Annotated in this window: 11 protein-coding genes; 4 read left to right on the top strand and 7 right to left on the bottom strand. The window is 60.5% G+C overall.

Going from position 1 to position 15,044, the window contains the following annotated elements; genetic code table 11:
- Positions 1 to 130: 130 nt before the first annotated feature.
- The gene (locus tag AAEO81_RS23820) at positions 131 to 1,207 is read right to left on the bottom strand and encodes an ABC transporter substrate-binding protein (protein WP_341959488.1); all 1,077 of its coding nucleotides are present in this window, start codon (positions 1,205 to 1,207) and stop codon (positions 131 to 133) included.
- A 385-nt stretch (positions 1,208 to 1,592) separates the two neighbouring features.
- Here AAEO81_RS23820 and AAEO81_RS23815 point away from each other — a divergent pair, with 385 nt between their 5' ends.
- On the top strand, positions 1,593 to 2,312 hold the full coding sequence (locus AAEO81_RS23815; protein WP_341959487.1) for a UTRA domain-containing protein: 720 nt from the start codon (positions 1,593 to 1,595) through the stop codon (positions 2,310 to 2,312).
- Positions 2,313 to 2,473: 161 nt separating this feature from the next.
- Here AAEO81_RS23815 and AAEO81_RS23810 read toward each other — a convergent pair whose 3' ends face one another.
- The 3 genes from AAEO81_RS23810 to AAEO81_RS23800 all read right to left on the bottom strand — a co-directional run bounded on the left by AAEO81_RS23810 (position 2,474) and on the right by AAEO81_RS23800 (position 6,179).
- Positions 2,474 to 3,616: a hybrid-cluster NAD(P)-dependent oxidoreductase gene (locus AAEO81_RS23810; RefSeq protein ID WP_341959486.1), complete on the bottom strand. Its 1,143-nt coding sequence runs from the start codon at positions 3,614 to 3,616 to the stop codon at positions 2,474 to 2,476.
- A 9-nt stretch (positions 3,617 to 3,625) separates the two neighbouring features.
- On the bottom strand, positions 3,626 to 4,882 hold the full coding sequence (locus tag AAEO81_RS23805) for an aromatic ring-hydroxylating dioxygenase subunit alpha (protein WP_341959485.1): 1,257 nt from the start codon (positions 4,880 to 4,882) through the stop codon (positions 3,626 to 3,628).
- A 340-nt stretch (positions 4,883 to 5,222) separates the two neighbouring features.
- Positions 5,223 to 6,179, bottom strand: a complete 957-nt coding sequence (locus AAEO81_RS23800) for a LysR substrate-binding domain-containing protein (RefSeq protein ID WP_341959484.1) — start codon at positions 6,177 to 6,179, stop codon at positions 5,223 to 5,225.
- A gap of 115 nt (positions 6,180 to 6,294) precedes the next feature.
- On the opposite strand from AAEO81_RS23800, the gene AAEO81_RS23795 reads away from it, so the two are divergent.
- Positions 6,295 to 6,999 (top strand): TetR/AcrR family transcriptional regulator, encoded by a 705-nt coding sequence (locus AAEO81_RS23795; RefSeq protein ID WP_341959483.1) that lies wholly within the window; start codon positions 6,295 to 6,297, stop codon positions 6,997 to 6,999.
- Positions 6,989 to 7,768: a pyrroline-5-carboxylate reductase dimerization domain-containing protein gene (locus tag AAEO81_RS23790; RefSeq protein WP_341959482.1), complete on the top strand. Its 780-nt coding sequence runs from the start codon at positions 6,989 to 6,991 to the stop codon at positions 7,766 to 7,768. The genes AAEO81_RS23795 and AAEO81_RS23790 overlap by 11 nt, the downstream gene beginning before the upstream one ends.
- 198 nt (positions 7,769 to 7,966) lie before the next feature.
- Here AAEO81_RS23790 and AAEO81_RS23785 read toward each other — a convergent pair whose 3' ends face one another.
- Entirely contained in the window at positions 7,967 to 10,003 is a 2,037-nt protein-coding gene (locus tag AAEO81_RS23785; RefSeq protein ID WP_166593373.1) for an NADH:flavin oxidoreductase, read from the bottom strand.
- Between the two features lie 219 nt (positions 10,004 to 10,222).
- Between AAEO81_RS23785 and AAEO81_RS23780 the strand changes: the two genes are divergently transcribed.
- Complete coding sequence (locus AAEO81_RS23780) at positions 10,223 to 11,125, top strand: glycine betaine ABC transporter substrate-binding protein (RefSeq protein ID WP_341959481.1); 903 nt, start codon at positions 10,223 to 10,225, stop codon at positions 11,123 to 11,125.
- 120 nt (positions 11,126 to 11,245) lie between these two features.
- Here the strand turns inward: AAEO81_RS23780 and AAEO81_RS23775 are convergent, their stop codons facing one another.
- Together AAEO81_RS23775 and AAEO81_RS23770 are read right to left on the bottom strand one after the other, a co-directional pair.
- Positions 11,246 to 13,429, bottom strand: coding sequence for a mechanosensitive ion channel family protein (locus AAEO81_RS23775; protein ID WP_341959480.1), 2,184 nt, complete (start codon positions 13,427 to 13,429; stop codon positions 11,246 to 11,248).
- Positions 13,430 to 13,602: 173 nt separating this feature from the next.
- Complete coding sequence (locus tag AAEO81_RS23770) at positions 13,603 to 14,892, bottom strand: M18 family aminopeptidase (RefSeq protein ID WP_166593370.1); 1,290 nt, start codon at positions 14,890 to 14,892, stop codon at positions 13,603 to 13,605.
- Between the last annotated feature and the right edge of the window lie 152 nt (positions 14,893 to 15,044).

Below are 15,044 nucleotides of genomic sequence, written 5' to 3'. Positions count from 1 at the left end.
CTTGCTCGCGATCTCGGTGGGTCAGGCTCTGTTGAGGTCTCTGGACGAACCTCATCGCGAGCAAGCTCACTCCTACAGGGGACGTGTGGCGTTACACATGGCACTTCATCCCTGAAGCGCCACTGGGGGCTTACTGCAGCTCTACGATGACCTGCTCGTTCCACTGCTGCGGCAAGGCTTTCGAGGTTTTTTCCCACGCGTCTGCGTTTTTGATCGGCTGCGGATTGGCCTTGACGTATTGCTCGGACGGGATCAGGTTTTTCGCGATTTCTTCCGGCAGTTTCAGGCCGGTCTCAGCGCGAATCGGACGGGCGTTGCCCTTCGCGAGGTTGATCTGGCCTTCGTCACTGAAAATGTATTCGCGGGTCAGCTTGGCCGCGTTCGGGTGCTTGGCGTATTTGTTGATGATGGTGGTATAGCCGGATTTGACCGAACCATCGGACGGGATCAGCACCACGTAGTCATCCGGATTGGCCATCTTGGCCTTGTAGCTCAGACCGTTGAAGTCCCACACCACGCCCACTTCCACTTCGCCTTTTTCCATGGTCTGGATGGTCGGGTTGTTGATGCCCAGGCGTTTCTGTTTCGCCAGTTCGGTGAACAGTTGCAGGCCCGGGGCGATGTTGGTCTCGTCGCCTTTCATCGCGATGGCGGCGGCCAGTACGCCGTTGGCGGCTTGAGCGGCGGTGCTGACGTCACCGATGGTGACTTTGTATTTGCCGGTTTTCAGGTCAGCCCAGGACTTCGGCACGTCGGAGCCGTGCAGCAGCTTCTTGTTGACGATAAAGGCGATGGTGCCGGTGTAGGCCAGTGCCCAGTGACCGTCCTTGTCTTTCGCCCAATCCGGGATTTGACTCCAGGTGGTCGGTTTGTACGGTTGGGTCACACCCTTTGTGACAGCGATAGGGCCGAACGCGGCACCCACGTCACCGATGTCGGCACTGGCGTTGTCTTTCTCCGCATCGAACTTGGCGACTTCCTGCGCCGAGCTCATGTCGGTGTCCATGTGCACCAGGCCGTACTTGGCGGTCAGGTCAGTCCAGGTGCCTTTCCAGTTCGCCCAGTCATCGGGCATCCCCACACTGTTGATCGCGCCTTCGGTCTTGGCCGCAGCTTCCAGCATTTTAAGGTCGGTGTCCGCGGCCATGGCCGATGTGCTCAGCGCAATGGCCGAACCCAGGAGTGATGCCAGCAAAAGGTGTTTCATTCGAAGCTCCTTTGGTCACTTCTCGACCTCGATTGGGAAAGGGTCGGGGAAGCGGTGGTTGCGGGTGGGTGTCTCTAATGGTTTGGTCTAGGTCAGCAATACCTGAGCCAAGTTAGGCGAGCCTCATGACACTTTCGTGTCTGGACCGTCTTTTGCTTGAATGACGCCAGGCAGGGGGTACGGCTGTGGAATAAGCGTAGACCATGGCCAAGTGGCTGATCTGAAAAGGTTAATGTCTTTTAAATGCCTGATTTTTCAAGCGGATCGCGCTGGAATGTCACGGAACAGTCATCTAGGCTGCCTAGGCTCTGGGTGATTGAAGCGGGCTCTTGAGCGGTACGCTTTGCCCCCGATTAGCGCTGGTCTAGTCCAGATAGGTAACGCAATGCGCCAAGATGTGCCCCGTGCGGTGACGACCATCTGCAATGCCCTGCAAGAGCAGATCGAACACGGTCTGTTGCCGCCTGGCAGCAAGTTGCCCGCCGAACGCAAACTCAGCGAAGTCTTCGACACCACGCGCATTACCTTGCGCGAGGCGCTGGTGCAGCTGGAAGCTCAAGGGCTGATTTACCGTGAAGAGCGCCGAGGCTGGTTCATCTCGCCCCCGCGTCTCGCGTACGACTTGATGCGCCGCAGCCACTTCCACGCGATGGTCGAAGCGCAGGGCAGGGTGCCGGCGACCCAAGTGATTTCTGCCCGATTGCAGCCTGCGTCCGCAGCGATTTGCGGGTTGCTGCAACTGCCAGCCTTGTCGAGTGTGATCCAGATCTGCCGCGCCCGACGCATCGATGAGCGCTTGGTGCTGTACGTCGAGCACTGCCTCAATCCCGAGTATTTTCCGCAAATTCTGGACTTCGACCTGAACCAGTCCCTGACCGAACTCTACGCCCGCCATTACGACATTCGTTACGGCCAGGTGCGATTCGAGATGGTGCCGACGGCGTTACCTGTTGAGGCCGCGGCGGCGCTGAAGGTGTCAATCGGCAGCCCGGGGTTGCGCATTGCCAGGGTCAACCATGACCAGCGCGGACGGCTGATCGATTGCGACCTGGAGTATTGGCGACACGATGCGATTCATGTGAGCGCGGTGGTGGGGGAGCGCTGAACGCGTGGGGTCTGGCAGGTGTACGCAGAGCCCCTGTGGGAGCGAATTCATTCGCGATTCGCCCGTGCAGGCCACACATCTCTATCGCCTGACACATTTTTCGCGAATGAATTCGCTCCCACAGAGGGACCCATGCAGGCCCGACGGGATCGTCCAGTGACCTACAAATCAATCACAAGATCCGACGTCGGCTTGCTGCAACACAACAGCCGCAATCCCTTGTCGATTTCCCGTTGGCGAATCCCGCCGTTGTGATTCATCTCCACCGTCCCTTGCAGCAACGAAGTTTTGCAGGTGCCGCACACACCCTGGCTGCACGACGACGGCACGATGGCCCCGGCCTTTTTCGCTGCTGACAACACGGTCTGCGTCGCGGGCATGCTGAAGGTCTTGCCGGAGCGGGACAGGGTGACGGTGAACAGCTTCTCGCCCTGCTCGACACTTGGGGCGGCCTCGATCAACGGCTCTTCCACCAGCGCCGCAATGTCGAAGCTCTCTTCGTGGTAATGGGCGAAATCGTAACCGCCGTTTTTCAGCAGCGCCTTCACCGCGTCCATGTAGCCCTTCGGCCCGCAGGTGAACACCTCGCGTTCCTTGAAATCCGGCACAGCCTCACTCAGCTGTTCCAGACTCAAGCGACCGACCGAACCCTTCCAGTCCACGTCGGCCCCCAAGCCCTCGCACACATTCAGCACCCGCAGTCCGGGCATCAACGCCTGCATGCGGGTCAGTTCGTCGTGAAAGACGATATCGACGGGCGTCCGCGCGCTGTGCACGAACACGACATCCAGCTGCGCCGACAGGTCGAAACCGGCGCGGGTCATGGACATCAACGGCGTCACGCCCGACCCCGCCGACAGGTACAGCAACTTGGCGGCGGGATGACCGACTGGAGTAAAACTGCCTGCTGGCCCTGAAGCCCCCAGCGTATCGCCTGCTCGCAGGTTGTCGTGCAGCCAGTTCGACACCACCCCGTTTGGCACACGCTTGACCGTGATCGAGAACGAGAAAGGCCGCGTGGGCGATGACGACAGCGTGTAGCAACGGGCGATGGTCTGCCCGGCGATGACCGGCGAAATCGTGATGAATTGGCCCGGCTCGAAACTCAGCGCGTTGAAGTCCGGGCAGCGAAAGCTAAAAGTCTTCACGTCATGGGTTTCGTCGCGCACGTCGCAGCACAGCAGGTTTTTCTGCTCGCCGCTGTTCCATTGCGCGCCGTACGCCCCCCAGGTGTCTGCGTCGGTGAAGCGTTGCTGCGAAGACGCGTTACCGAAGTTGGTAGGCAATGTCTCGAATCGGGTCATGATCATTCCTCACACACCGTGGGCCGCAAGCCGCGCGGCGTACCAGCGCGAAAACTGATCGACGTAGGATTCGGTGAACGCCGAAAACGGGCCGGGCGAATACGCAGGGTCTTGCGTGCCGCTGTGGGTGATCGCCACCAGATCGGCGTCTTGCAGGTTGGTGGCGTTCCACACCTCCACCAGCCTGTCGACGTTGTAATCAACGCCCTCCACGGCGTCGGCGTTCACCAGCCATTTGGTGCGCACCAGGGTTTTGCCCGGTTCCAGTGGAATGATGTAGGCAATCACTGCGTGATCGCTCATGACGTGAGTCCAGGAGTTGTGGGTCCACAGGTGCACATCGCCCAGGTCGCGGCGAGTCAGGTCGCCAAACAGCTTGGTGCAGGCGACGCGGGTGTCGAGGGTTTGCGATTCGCCATTGCCAGCGATCACCAAACGCTGCGTACGAAATTGCGTCACGGCGTCCGCGTCCAGATGCTCGACGGCGTCGCAGACGAAGCCTTCGTCCTCCCAGCTTTTCTTCGCGGCGGCGTTGCGCTGTTCGTATTCGTCCAGGGCTTTAAGGGATTCTTCGCTCAAGCCATCTGCGCAAAAACCGAAGTCTTCCGGCAGGAATGAAGCGGTGAGTTCCGGGTGAGTGCCCGCGCAGTGATAACACTCGCGGTTATTCTCGATCACCAGTTTCCAATTGCCGTTCTCGACGATTTCCGATTCATGGGCAATTTTGGTGTGGGTCATGTTGTACGGCGCGAACCGCGGGCTCATGGTCTGTTCAAGGTGCGCGATATCTTCCGGCGGTTGTTCGCCGAGACACACGAATATATGTGCGCCGACCACTTTGGTATGAACGGGAATCAAACTTCTGCAGTTGGCGTTGAAGTCTTTGCCCATGTGCGCGGCATGTTTGAGGCTGCCGTCCAGGTCGTACGTCCATTGATGATAAGGGCAGACCAACATCCCCACCGTGGACTTGCCCGCCGGTTTCAACCGTGCCCCGCGATGGCGGCAGACGTTGCGAAACGCCTGAATCTGCTCGTCGTCATCGCGTACCAGCAGGATCGAGGATTTGCCAATGTCGATGGTCGAAACATCGCCCGGCTCGGGAATATCCGCCGTCACACCGACCAATATCCAGTGCTGGTTAAAGAAGATATGGACATCGTTCTCAAAGATGTCTTCACGACCGAATAACGCGCCGTTCATGCCATGACCGGGCGTTCGCGTGGCAACTAACTGGCGATGTGATTCGACGGCGGCAATGCTCATGACTGCACCTCAGAGGCTGGATCTTATAAGGGGATGTGTTCGATGAGCCCAGTATCGAGAGGGCAGAAAAAAGCGTCAACGCGCTATATTTTCAGGTTCGCATAGCTGGAAGTTATGGGAGGTCAATCGGAAAGTCGGACGCCAATCTTTGTCTGATGCATCGCCTTCGCGGCCGTCGCACAGCTCCGGCTGCTCCCACAGGAATTGGGTCAAGCCCAAGACCTCTGCCACACGCAAAACCTGTAGGAGCCGGCTTGCTGGCGAACCCGGCAGGCGGGCTGACACAGGCGTATGAGACAGTTCGCTATCGCGGGCAAGCGCGCTCCTACAGGGCAAGGTGTCAGGCGTCTCCGCGCAACCACTCCACCAATCCCTGCACCAACGGCGTGGCTTTGCGTCCGTTGGGCACCACCACGTAATAGGCATCCTTGGGCCTGACCACGTAGGACGTCAGTCGCACCAAATCCCCTCGGGCCAGCAACGGTTCCAGCAGCCGGTTCCAGCCCAGCGCCACGCCATGCCCTTGCAATGCAGCCTGGATGGTGTCGGTGTAGGAACTGCAACGCAGGGCGTATTTGAGGCGGGGACGCTCATCGCCCAAGGCTTTGAACCAGCCGTTCCAGGTCATCCAGCCTTCCAGCGTGGCGTCGGAGTCGATCAGCTCCACGTGCATGAAGTCTTCCGCCGAAACTGGCGCGGTGTGGGTCGCGAGCCACCCCGGCGAACACACTGGGAACACCTCTTCGTCGAGCAGAAAAATCGACGTGCCGTCGTCCCATTTGCCGTCGCCGTAACGCACGGCCAGGTCAATGTCATCGCTGCGCAAATCCGGGGTGAGCATGTGGGTGACCAACCGCAAATGCAGGTTCGGTTGCTCCCGTCGCAAGGTGCCCAGGCGCGGCAGAATCCGCAGCTGGGAAAATGCCGAAGTGCTGGCGAGGACGATTTCCTGCTCGCTGATGCCTTCGTGAATCTTGTCGAACACCCCCGCGACCCGTTGCAAAGATTCGGACGTCACCGAAAACAGCGTGTAGCCCTCGCTGGTCAGCTTGATCGCCCGGTGCAAGCGATGGAACAGGCGCGTGCCGAGGGTTTCTTCGAGAAAGCGAATCTGCTTGCTGACCGCCGCTTGCGTCACCCCCAATTCCTGCGCGGCGAGGGTGAAGCTGCTGAGCCGGGCGACAGCCTCGAACACCAGCAGCGCCGTCATTGAAGGAATCAGGCGTCGGTAGCCTTTGACCTTCTTCGAGGGCTCTTCTTTTAGCGGCGCTGCTGGAGGGGGAGAGTCGGACTGCATAAGCGCGCCAGATGCGGGGTGATTGACACAGCGTCATTCGAATGTACACGGATGTACATCAAAGAAGCGGGGGCGTACAGTTCATTCACTCACAATCGAACAAAGGCGACATCAGATGTCGGTAACAGGCAAGGAACGAGGCAAATCCCAGGACTCCGGCTGGCGCGGTTCGCCGGAAGGATGGCTGGAAGCTGCCTACGACGCCTTGAAGGAGTCCGGTGTGGACGCTGTGCGCGTCATGCCGCTGGCCAAGCGCCTGAACCTCTCCCGCACCAGCTTTTATTGGTTCTTTCAGGACCGCGAACAATTGCTGGCCGCCTTGCTGGCCCGCTGGAAGGACAACAACACCGGCGGCATGGTCAAGCAGTCCGAAGGGTATGCCGAAAACATCACCGAAGCGATCCTCAACGTTTTTGAATGCTGGCTGAACCCCGAGCTGTTCGATTCCCAATTCGAATTCGCGGTGCGCAGTTGGGCCTTGCAGTCCGAGGAAGTGGCCTCGGAAATCGCCGCTGCGGACGACTCACGTATCAACGCACTGGCGGCCATGTTCCGCCGCTTCGGCTACGACCCCGACGCCGCTGACACACGAGCGCGAACGATTTATCTGACGCAGATCGGCTACATCTCGATGAAGACCAGCGAAGACATCACCGAGCGTTTCCGACGCATCCCGCATTACGTGGCGATCTTTACCGGCAAGGCCCCGAAACGACGGGAGCTGGACCGTTTCTATGGCGCCTTCGGTTACGCCGAAAAAGAACCGGGGGAATTCGTACCCCTCGCCGAGACCTTCGAAGAGACCGCCCATGGCAACTGAACGCATCGGCATCATCGGCGGCACGGGCTGGTTGGGTGGAGGATTGGCGCAGGCCTTGCTCGACACGGGGTTCATCCCGGCAGATCAATTGATCGTCTCAAACCGCTCGGGTAATCACCCGCTGGCGAACACCGGCGCGCGGGTGCTGGCCGATAATCAGGCGTTGGTGGAGGCCAGCGATGTGGTGATCCTGTCCGTGCGCCCCGAGCAATTCAAGGCACTGAACATTCAGGCAGCTGGCAAGCGGGTGATTTCGCTGATGGCGGGTGTCACGTCTCAGGCGATCAGTGCCGCGACCGGGGCCTCCGTCATTGTTCGTGCGATGCCCAATGCGGCGATTGAAATCCGCCAGTCGTTCACGCCTTGGCATTGCGCGCAAACGTTGGGCTCGGTTGAGGTGGCGTTCATTCAGGGGCTGTTGGAGTGCGTGGGCACAGCCAGTCGGGTGCCGACGGAAGACGGCATCGATTATTTGAGTGCGCTGTCGGGCACCGGGCCGGCGTTTCCTGCGCTGTTGATGACGGCGTTGACGCGGCAAGCGGTGATCGCAGGCATTCCTGAAGACGTCGCACGACAGGCGGCGAAAGGAGTGGTGGTGTCGGCGAGTCAATTGCTGGCCAATCACGATCCGCAAGGGATGATTGATGCGTTGGTGGCGTACAAAGGCGTGACGGCCGCGGGGTTGCAGAGCTTGATCGAGGCAGGGTTTGAAGAGCAGATAGGCCGCGCAGTGCAGGCGGGGGCTGATATCGCACGGAAAGGCATGTAATGCGCGGTGTTCACATCGCTGGATGGCCCTGTTTATCTGAATGAAACACGCCCCCCTGCGGGAGCGAATTCATTCGCGAAGAATCGATCAGGCGCCAGAAATGTCTCGACTGTACGATCGCATCGCGAATGAATTCGCTCCTACAGAAGACCGCATTTTTTCCCGTCGCAACGTGGTGGCCGCTGCGACGGTTATCGCTTACAAATCCTTCACCAACCGCAACGCATCATAAATCGCCGCATGGGTGTTGCGCGCCGCCACCGCATCGCCAATCCGGAACAGCTGGAAACGCCCTTCAGGGTTGGTCACCAGGTTCTGTGCCTTGCCCGCGATCAAATCGTGCTGTTCCACCGCGCCCTGGTTGCTCGACAGCGGACGCAGTTCGAAATACAGCTCGTCCATCGGCAAGGTGCCGTGGTTGATCACCACTTGATCGACGATGCGCTCTTTGTTGACCTTCCCGTAGTCGCTGCCGAAGATCGCGGCGAGTTTGCCGTCGCGACGTTGCACGGCTTCCACGCGATAAGTCACGGTGAACACCACGTCCAGGTCCTGCAGGCTGCGCATGTAGGGCACCAGGTTCATGGCCATGACTTCCGGGGAGAACGAGCGGTCCGGCGTCACGACTTCCAGACGCGCACCGCTCTGGGCGATCACTTCGGCAGCCTGCAATGCGGCATGGTCGCCCGCGTCGTCGAAAATCAGCACGTTCTTGCCCGGCTTTGCGTCACCGGAAATGATGTCCCAGGCCGAGACCACCAGTTCGTTGCCCTCTTTCAACACCTCGGTGTCAGGCAGGCCGCCGGTGGCGACGATCACCACGTCCGGCTCCAGGTCCAGCACCGTTTGCCCTTCGGCCCAGGTATTGAACTGGAATTTCACCCCCAGCCGCTCGCACTGGGCCATGCGCCAGTCGATGATGCTGATCATCTCGCGACGACGTTCGCTGAGTGAGGTCAGGCGAATCTGCCCGCCCGGTTGATCCGCCGCTTCCAGCACCGTCACGTCATGCCCGCGTTCGCCCGCGACCCGCGCTGCTTCCAGCCCGCCGGGGCCTGCGCCGATGACCACGACCTTGCGTTTGACCGCTGCCTTGGGAACCTCGTGGGGCATGGTGGTTTCGCGACCGGTGGCCGCGTTGTGAATGCAGTACGCCGCGCCGCCCTGGTAGATGCGGTCCAGGCAGTAGTTGGCGCCGACGCAGGGGCGAATCTCTTCTTCGCGCTTCTCGATGATCTTGCGCACGATGTGCGGGTCCGTCATGTGCGCGCGGGTCATGCCCACCATGTCGATCTTGCCCGAGGCGATGGCGTGGCGGGCGGTGGCGACGTCGGGAATCTTCGCGGCGTGAAAGGTCGGGAAGCCCGTGGCCGCACGAATCTCGCCCGCGAAATCCAGGTGCGGAGAGTTGCGCATGCCTTGAATCGGGATCACGTCGGTCAGCCCGGCGTCGGTGTCGATGTGGCCTTTGACCACGTTGAGGAAGTCCACCAGGCCGCTGTCTTTCAAGCGTTTCGAAATCTCGATGCCGTCGGCTGCGCCAAACCCGCCTGGCAAATCTTCGTCACCGGTGTAACGCACGCCGAGCAGGAAGTCTTCGCCGCATTGCTTGCGAATGCCACGCAGGATGTCGAAGGTGAAACGCAGGCGGTTATCCAACGAACCGCCGTAGTCGCCGTCCAGGTCGTTGGTCAGTGGCGACCAGAACTGGTCCATCAAGTGGCCGTACGCCTGAAGCTCAAGGCCGTCCATGCCGGCCGCTTTCATGCGTTCGGCGGCGTCGACGTAATCCTTGATGATCCGCTGAATGTCCCAGTCTTCCAGTTTCTTGGGGAAGGAGCGGTGGGAGGCTTCGCGGCGATGGGACGGCGACACCACTGGCAGCCAGTCGGCCTTGTCCCAACGGGTACGCCGCCCGAGGTGGGTCAGCTGGATCATGACCGCCGCGCCGTGTTCATGGCATTCGTCAGTCAGGTCTTTGAGCCAGCCCACCACCTCGTCCTTGTACGCCAGCACGTTGTTGAACACCGGCGGGCTGTCGCGGGACACCGCCGCCGACCCTGCGGTCATGGTCAGCGCCACACCAGCCTTGGCCCGCTCCACGTGGTAAGCGCGATACAGGTCCTTGGGCATGCCATCCACCGGATACGCCGGTTCGTGGGAGGTGGTGATGATGCGGTTGCGCAGGGTGAGGTTCTTGATTTTATAGGGCTGCAGCAGAGGATCGCTGGACATGGTGGTGCGCTCCTGGAAGGGAACATCAGGCTAGGTTTGACGCGAAAGTATGTGAAATGTACACAGGTGTCAATCGACGCAGACGCTGGTGTACATTTCGCTTGCTACCCCACGCAATGTGTGGATAAGATCGGCGCAACAGCTGGCCGAAGACTGGCGCGATTCACTCATTTCACTGCCACACCCAGTAACACCCATACACAACAGGGGAGATGCACGATGGTTGCTTATTCGCCGTATAAGAAAAAAAGTATTGGTTGGTTAGCAGGGGTCGCCTTGACGACTGTGAGTCTGTTCAGCCACGCCGCCGATCAGCCGCCGGTGCGCATCGGCTGGGTCAACTGGTCGGACACCGAGATCACCGTCAAGCTGGCCACGCTGGTGCTGGAAGACCAGCTCAAGCAGCCGGTGAAACTGGTCATGGCCGACATCGGCATCCAGTTTCAGGCCATGGCCAATGGCAACATCGACATGATTCCGATGGTCTGGCTGCCGGGCACCCACAAGGCTTTCTACGACAAGTACAAGGACAAGATCGAAGACCTGGGCGTGCTGTATGAAGGTCGGATCGGCATGGCGGTGCCGGACATCGTTCCGGCCAGCGAAGTCTCCAGCCTGGCAGACCTGAACAAGCCGGGGATCAGTGAGAAATTCGACGGCAAGATTCTGACCTCCGAAGTGGGCAACGGTCAGTACAAGCTCACCGAGAAGGTGCTCAACGACAAGAAAATCGTTGGCTACAAGATGGTCGCCTCTTCGGAAAGCGGCATGCTGAGCGAGCTGGACCGCAATCTGAAACGCGGCAAGTGGTCACTGGTCAACGCCTGGAGCCCGCACTGGATGTTCTCCAAATACCCGCTGCGTTATCTGGATGACCCTGAACACCTGTTTGGCGGCGCCGAGCAGATCCACGCCTTTGCCCGCAAGGGATTCAGCGATCAATACCCGAAAGTGGCGCAGTTCTTCGCCCATTATTCGATCCCCAAGGACGACCTGCAAAAGATGATGCTGGAAGCGCGCTCCAGCTCGGCCGAGAAGGTCACCGCCGATTACTACGCCGCCAACAAACAGCGCTTTGCGGCGATGTTCAAGGACAACACCACGGCAGCGGTTACGCCTTGATCTGAAGCTCAACAATAAACACGAAACCCCTGCAGCAGTCCGACTCGTCGGCGGCAGCGACCACACGGATGGCGCTGGCGAGCCGGACTGCTACAGGGGTTTCGTGTTTTTTATGCGGGGTTAACCCGCCGTTTCATCCTTCTTCCCGCGAACCCCGCTCACGCTCCCACCGCTGGTATTCACCTGCACATTCAGGCGCGGTGTCGCGAGGTCCATGCCAGCTTCATCGAGGTAGCGTTTCAGCGACAGGTTGAACGCCCGGGACACTTCCCATTGCTTGATCGGTGCGGTCTTGAAGCGCGCGCGGAGGATGGCGTTGCCGGACTCGAAACTCTCCACCCCCTGAATCTCCAGTGGCGACCAGATGTTGCGGCGTTGCAGCGGGTCGGTGCGCATTTTCTGGCCCACGTCGCGAATCATCTTCAGCGCATCGTCGATGTTCATGTTCGACGGAATCGCGATGCGGAAGATCGCGTAGCCGAATTCCCGCGAGTAGTTCTGGATGCTCTTGATCTCGCTGAACGGGATCGTGTGAACGATGCCGTCGATGTCACGCAGGCGCACGGTGCGAATGGTCAGCCCTTCGACGGTGCCCAAATGCCCGCCGACGTCCACGTAATCGTCGATGGCGAGGGAGTCCTCGATGATGATGAACAGGCCGGTGATCAAGTCCGCCACCAGCGACTGTGCGCCGAAACCGATGGCCAGACCGATCACACCGGCACCGGCCAGCAGCGGCGTGACGTTCATCCCCATGTTCGCCAGCGCGACGATCACCGCGATGATGAAAATGGTCACGAACAGCACGTTGCGGATCAGCGGCATCATCGTCTGCGCACGGGCGTTGGCCAGGCCTTTGCGCGAGCGGGTGAGGGCGTGATGAATCGCGGTGTCGGCGAGAATCCAGATCAGCCAGGCGAAGATCAGCGTGGTCGCCAGGCCGATGATGCGCACGCTGATGTCGTGGCCGTCGCCTTCGGAAAAACGGATCAGCGACAGGCCCCAGACCCGCAGCCCCAACTCGATGAACACCAGCCAGACCACCAGATGCGCCACGGTATAACCTAAGCTTTTCAGGCGGTCCGAATACAGCGCATGGCGTCGATGACCGTGGGCCGGTTTTTGCGAATGGCGACGCACCAGGCCGTTGATAACCATGCACAAGACCAGCAACACCGTGCAAATCAGCGACTGGCGCAGCGCGGTGCTGGTGTCGCCCGCCGAGAAGAACGTGGCGAACAGCGACACGCCCACCAGCACCAGCGCAGGCAAGTACCAAAAGCTGCCAAGGATTTCGATGGTGTCGCTCAGGGCGCGGCGTTTCAGGCGGCGGGACAGCGGCTGATTGCGGATCAAATGCGCGATGGGCCGACGGAAGCGGACGATGAACAGCCCCGTGGAAATCGCCGCCATGACGTTGGCCAGGGTCGCGGTGGTGTGCGCCAGATGGGCACCGAGACTGGCCACCAGACGAGGATCGCTCAGCGCTTCACCGAAGGCGGCAAAACTGCCGATCCACCACAGCGGCCGAAACGCCTGATGCCGAAGGATGTACAGCGCCTGATGCCGGTGAGGGCCGTCGAGCAGCGAGAAGGCAATCACGCAGATCGCCGAAAACAGCGTGCCGACAACAAGCGCATACGCCAGCACCATCGCCAGATCCCGGCCCAGCGACGGCGGCAGGGAATAGCTCAAGTAAACCGTGATGACCAACGCAATCAGCCACGGCCCCAGTTTACGTAGGGCGAAGCGCAGCATATCGGTCGGACGCGGGTGTTGCGGCAGTTCTTCCGACAGCCCGAAGCGCACCCTCACCCGATGGCTGAGCCAGATCAGCGCGCCGGCCAGCAAGCTCCACAGCGCAATCACCACCGCAAAGCTGAACATGATCGGCCACCACTGATTGGCCGGCAGCAGCAGGTCCATCAACTCTTGCTCGGCCAGCGACACCTCGTCGCCCCAGCGACTGAGCGGGCTGTCATCGCCGGTGAACTGCTTCTCGAAATCGTGAAGCGTGCTCCCGATCAGCCCCAGCACGCCTTGCTCGGCAGTGGGTTGGGCTTTCTTGGTGGCGTCGCGAAGCTTCTTCAGATCGTCCAGCAATTTGCTGCGTTGCTGATCGTTTTCCAGCGAGGTGATGACCTCGTCGAGGGACTGGCCCAAGGGTTCCTGGGCTTGAGGTTGGGCCTTCTGGCCACCGAGCAGGCTGGGCAATCCGGCCGCCTGGGTCAGCGCGACGGGAAACAGGGCCAGCAAGACAATCAGCAACAGGTGCGACAGGGTAAAACGGGAAGGGGCAGTCACCGGGTCATCAACCTCGATTAGGGACGGGTCGTTGATCCCATTGTAGGAGCCGGCTTGCTGGCGAAGGCCCTGGATCAGTCACAGATGAACTGACTGATACTCCGCCTTCGCCAGCAAGCCGGCTCCCACAAGAGGCATTCACCATCAGGTCGGGCAGCGCCCGCCTAGTAGCGTTACGGCAACTCGGCACTCGCATAAAACGCGGTCAGCACTTTGACCAGGTGCGCCAGGTCCTGACTGCCTGCCAGCTCACGAATCGAGTGCATGGCGAACGTCGGCAGGCCGATGTCGACGGTGCGCACGCCCAGATGCCCGGCGGTGATCGGGCCGATGGTCGAGCCACAGGCCATGTCGCTGCGCACCACGAAGCTTTGCACCGGAACTTCCTCGGCCATGCACAGATGGCGGAAGAAACCGGCGGTTTCGCTGTTGGTCGCGTAGCGCTGGTTGCTGTTGACCTTGATCACAGGGCCAGCGTTGAGTTTTGGGCCGTGGTTGCCGTCGTGCTTGTCAGCGTAGTTCGGGTGCACGCCGTGGGCGTTGTCGGCGGAAATCAGCAGCGACTTCTGCACCGTGCGCACGTAGTCGTCGCCTTCTGGCAGCAGACGTTGCAGCACTTGCTCCAGCATCGGGCCGTCGGCGCCACACGCGGAGGTCGAGCCGACCTCTTCGTGGTCGGTGCAGATCAGCACGCAGGTCTCTTCGCCATCGGCATTGAGCAGCGCTTGCAGGCCAGCGAAGCACGACAGCAGGTTGTCCAGTCGCGCACCGGCGATGAAATCGCCGTTCAGGCCAATGACCGCCGCGCTTTGGGTGTCGTAAAAACTCAGCTCGTAATCGAGCACAACGTCGGCGTTAAGGCCGTGTTCGCGGGCGAGCTGATCGGTCAGCAGGGCACGGAAATCGGCGCGCTCGTCACCGGCCACTTGGGCGAGGATCGGCGGCAATTCGTTCTGCGGGTTGATCTGCCAGCCTTCGTTGGCGGTGCGATTGAGGTGAATCGCCAGGTTAGGGATGATCGCGATGGGCAGCTTGAAATCAATCAGTTGGCTTTCGACTTTGCCGTCGCGACGGAACGTGACACGGCCCGCGAGCGAGAGATCACGGTCGAACCACGGGGCCAACAGCGCACCGCCGTAGACCTCGACGCCCAACTGCCAGAAACCCTGACGCTGCAACTCGGGCTGGGGTTTGACCCGCAGGCAGGGGCTGTCGGTGTGAGCGCCCACGAGGCGAATCCCGCCGATCAGGGGCGACAGGCGACCCAGCTTGAACGCCACGAGGGAAGAGTCGTTACGGGTGACGTAGTAGCGGCCACCGGTTTCGGTGTGCCAAGGCTCGCGTTCGTCGAGGCGCTGATAACCGGCGCCTTCGAGACGTTGCACCAGACTGGCGGTGGCGTGAAACGGGGTGGGAGACGCCTTGAGAAAATCGATCAGGCCTTGGTTCAACTCTTCGCGCATAAGTTACTCCAGACAGCAATGGCGGGAGTTTACAGGCGTATGCGGGCCGGGGCGAGATGGTTGGCTCTAGACGCTTACTTTGATGCCCTTCGGGGCCTGATCGCGAGCAAGCTCACTCCTACATCTTTTGCAACGCGCCGCATCTGCTGGAC

The organism is Pseudomonas sp. RC10 (genome assembly GCF_038397775.1).
GTDB lineage: Bacteria > Pseudomonadota > Gammaproteobacteria > Pseudomonadales > Pseudomonadaceae > Aquipseudomonas > Aquipseudomonas bambusae.
This window is presented reverse-complemented; position numbering and strand designations above follow the sequence as displayed.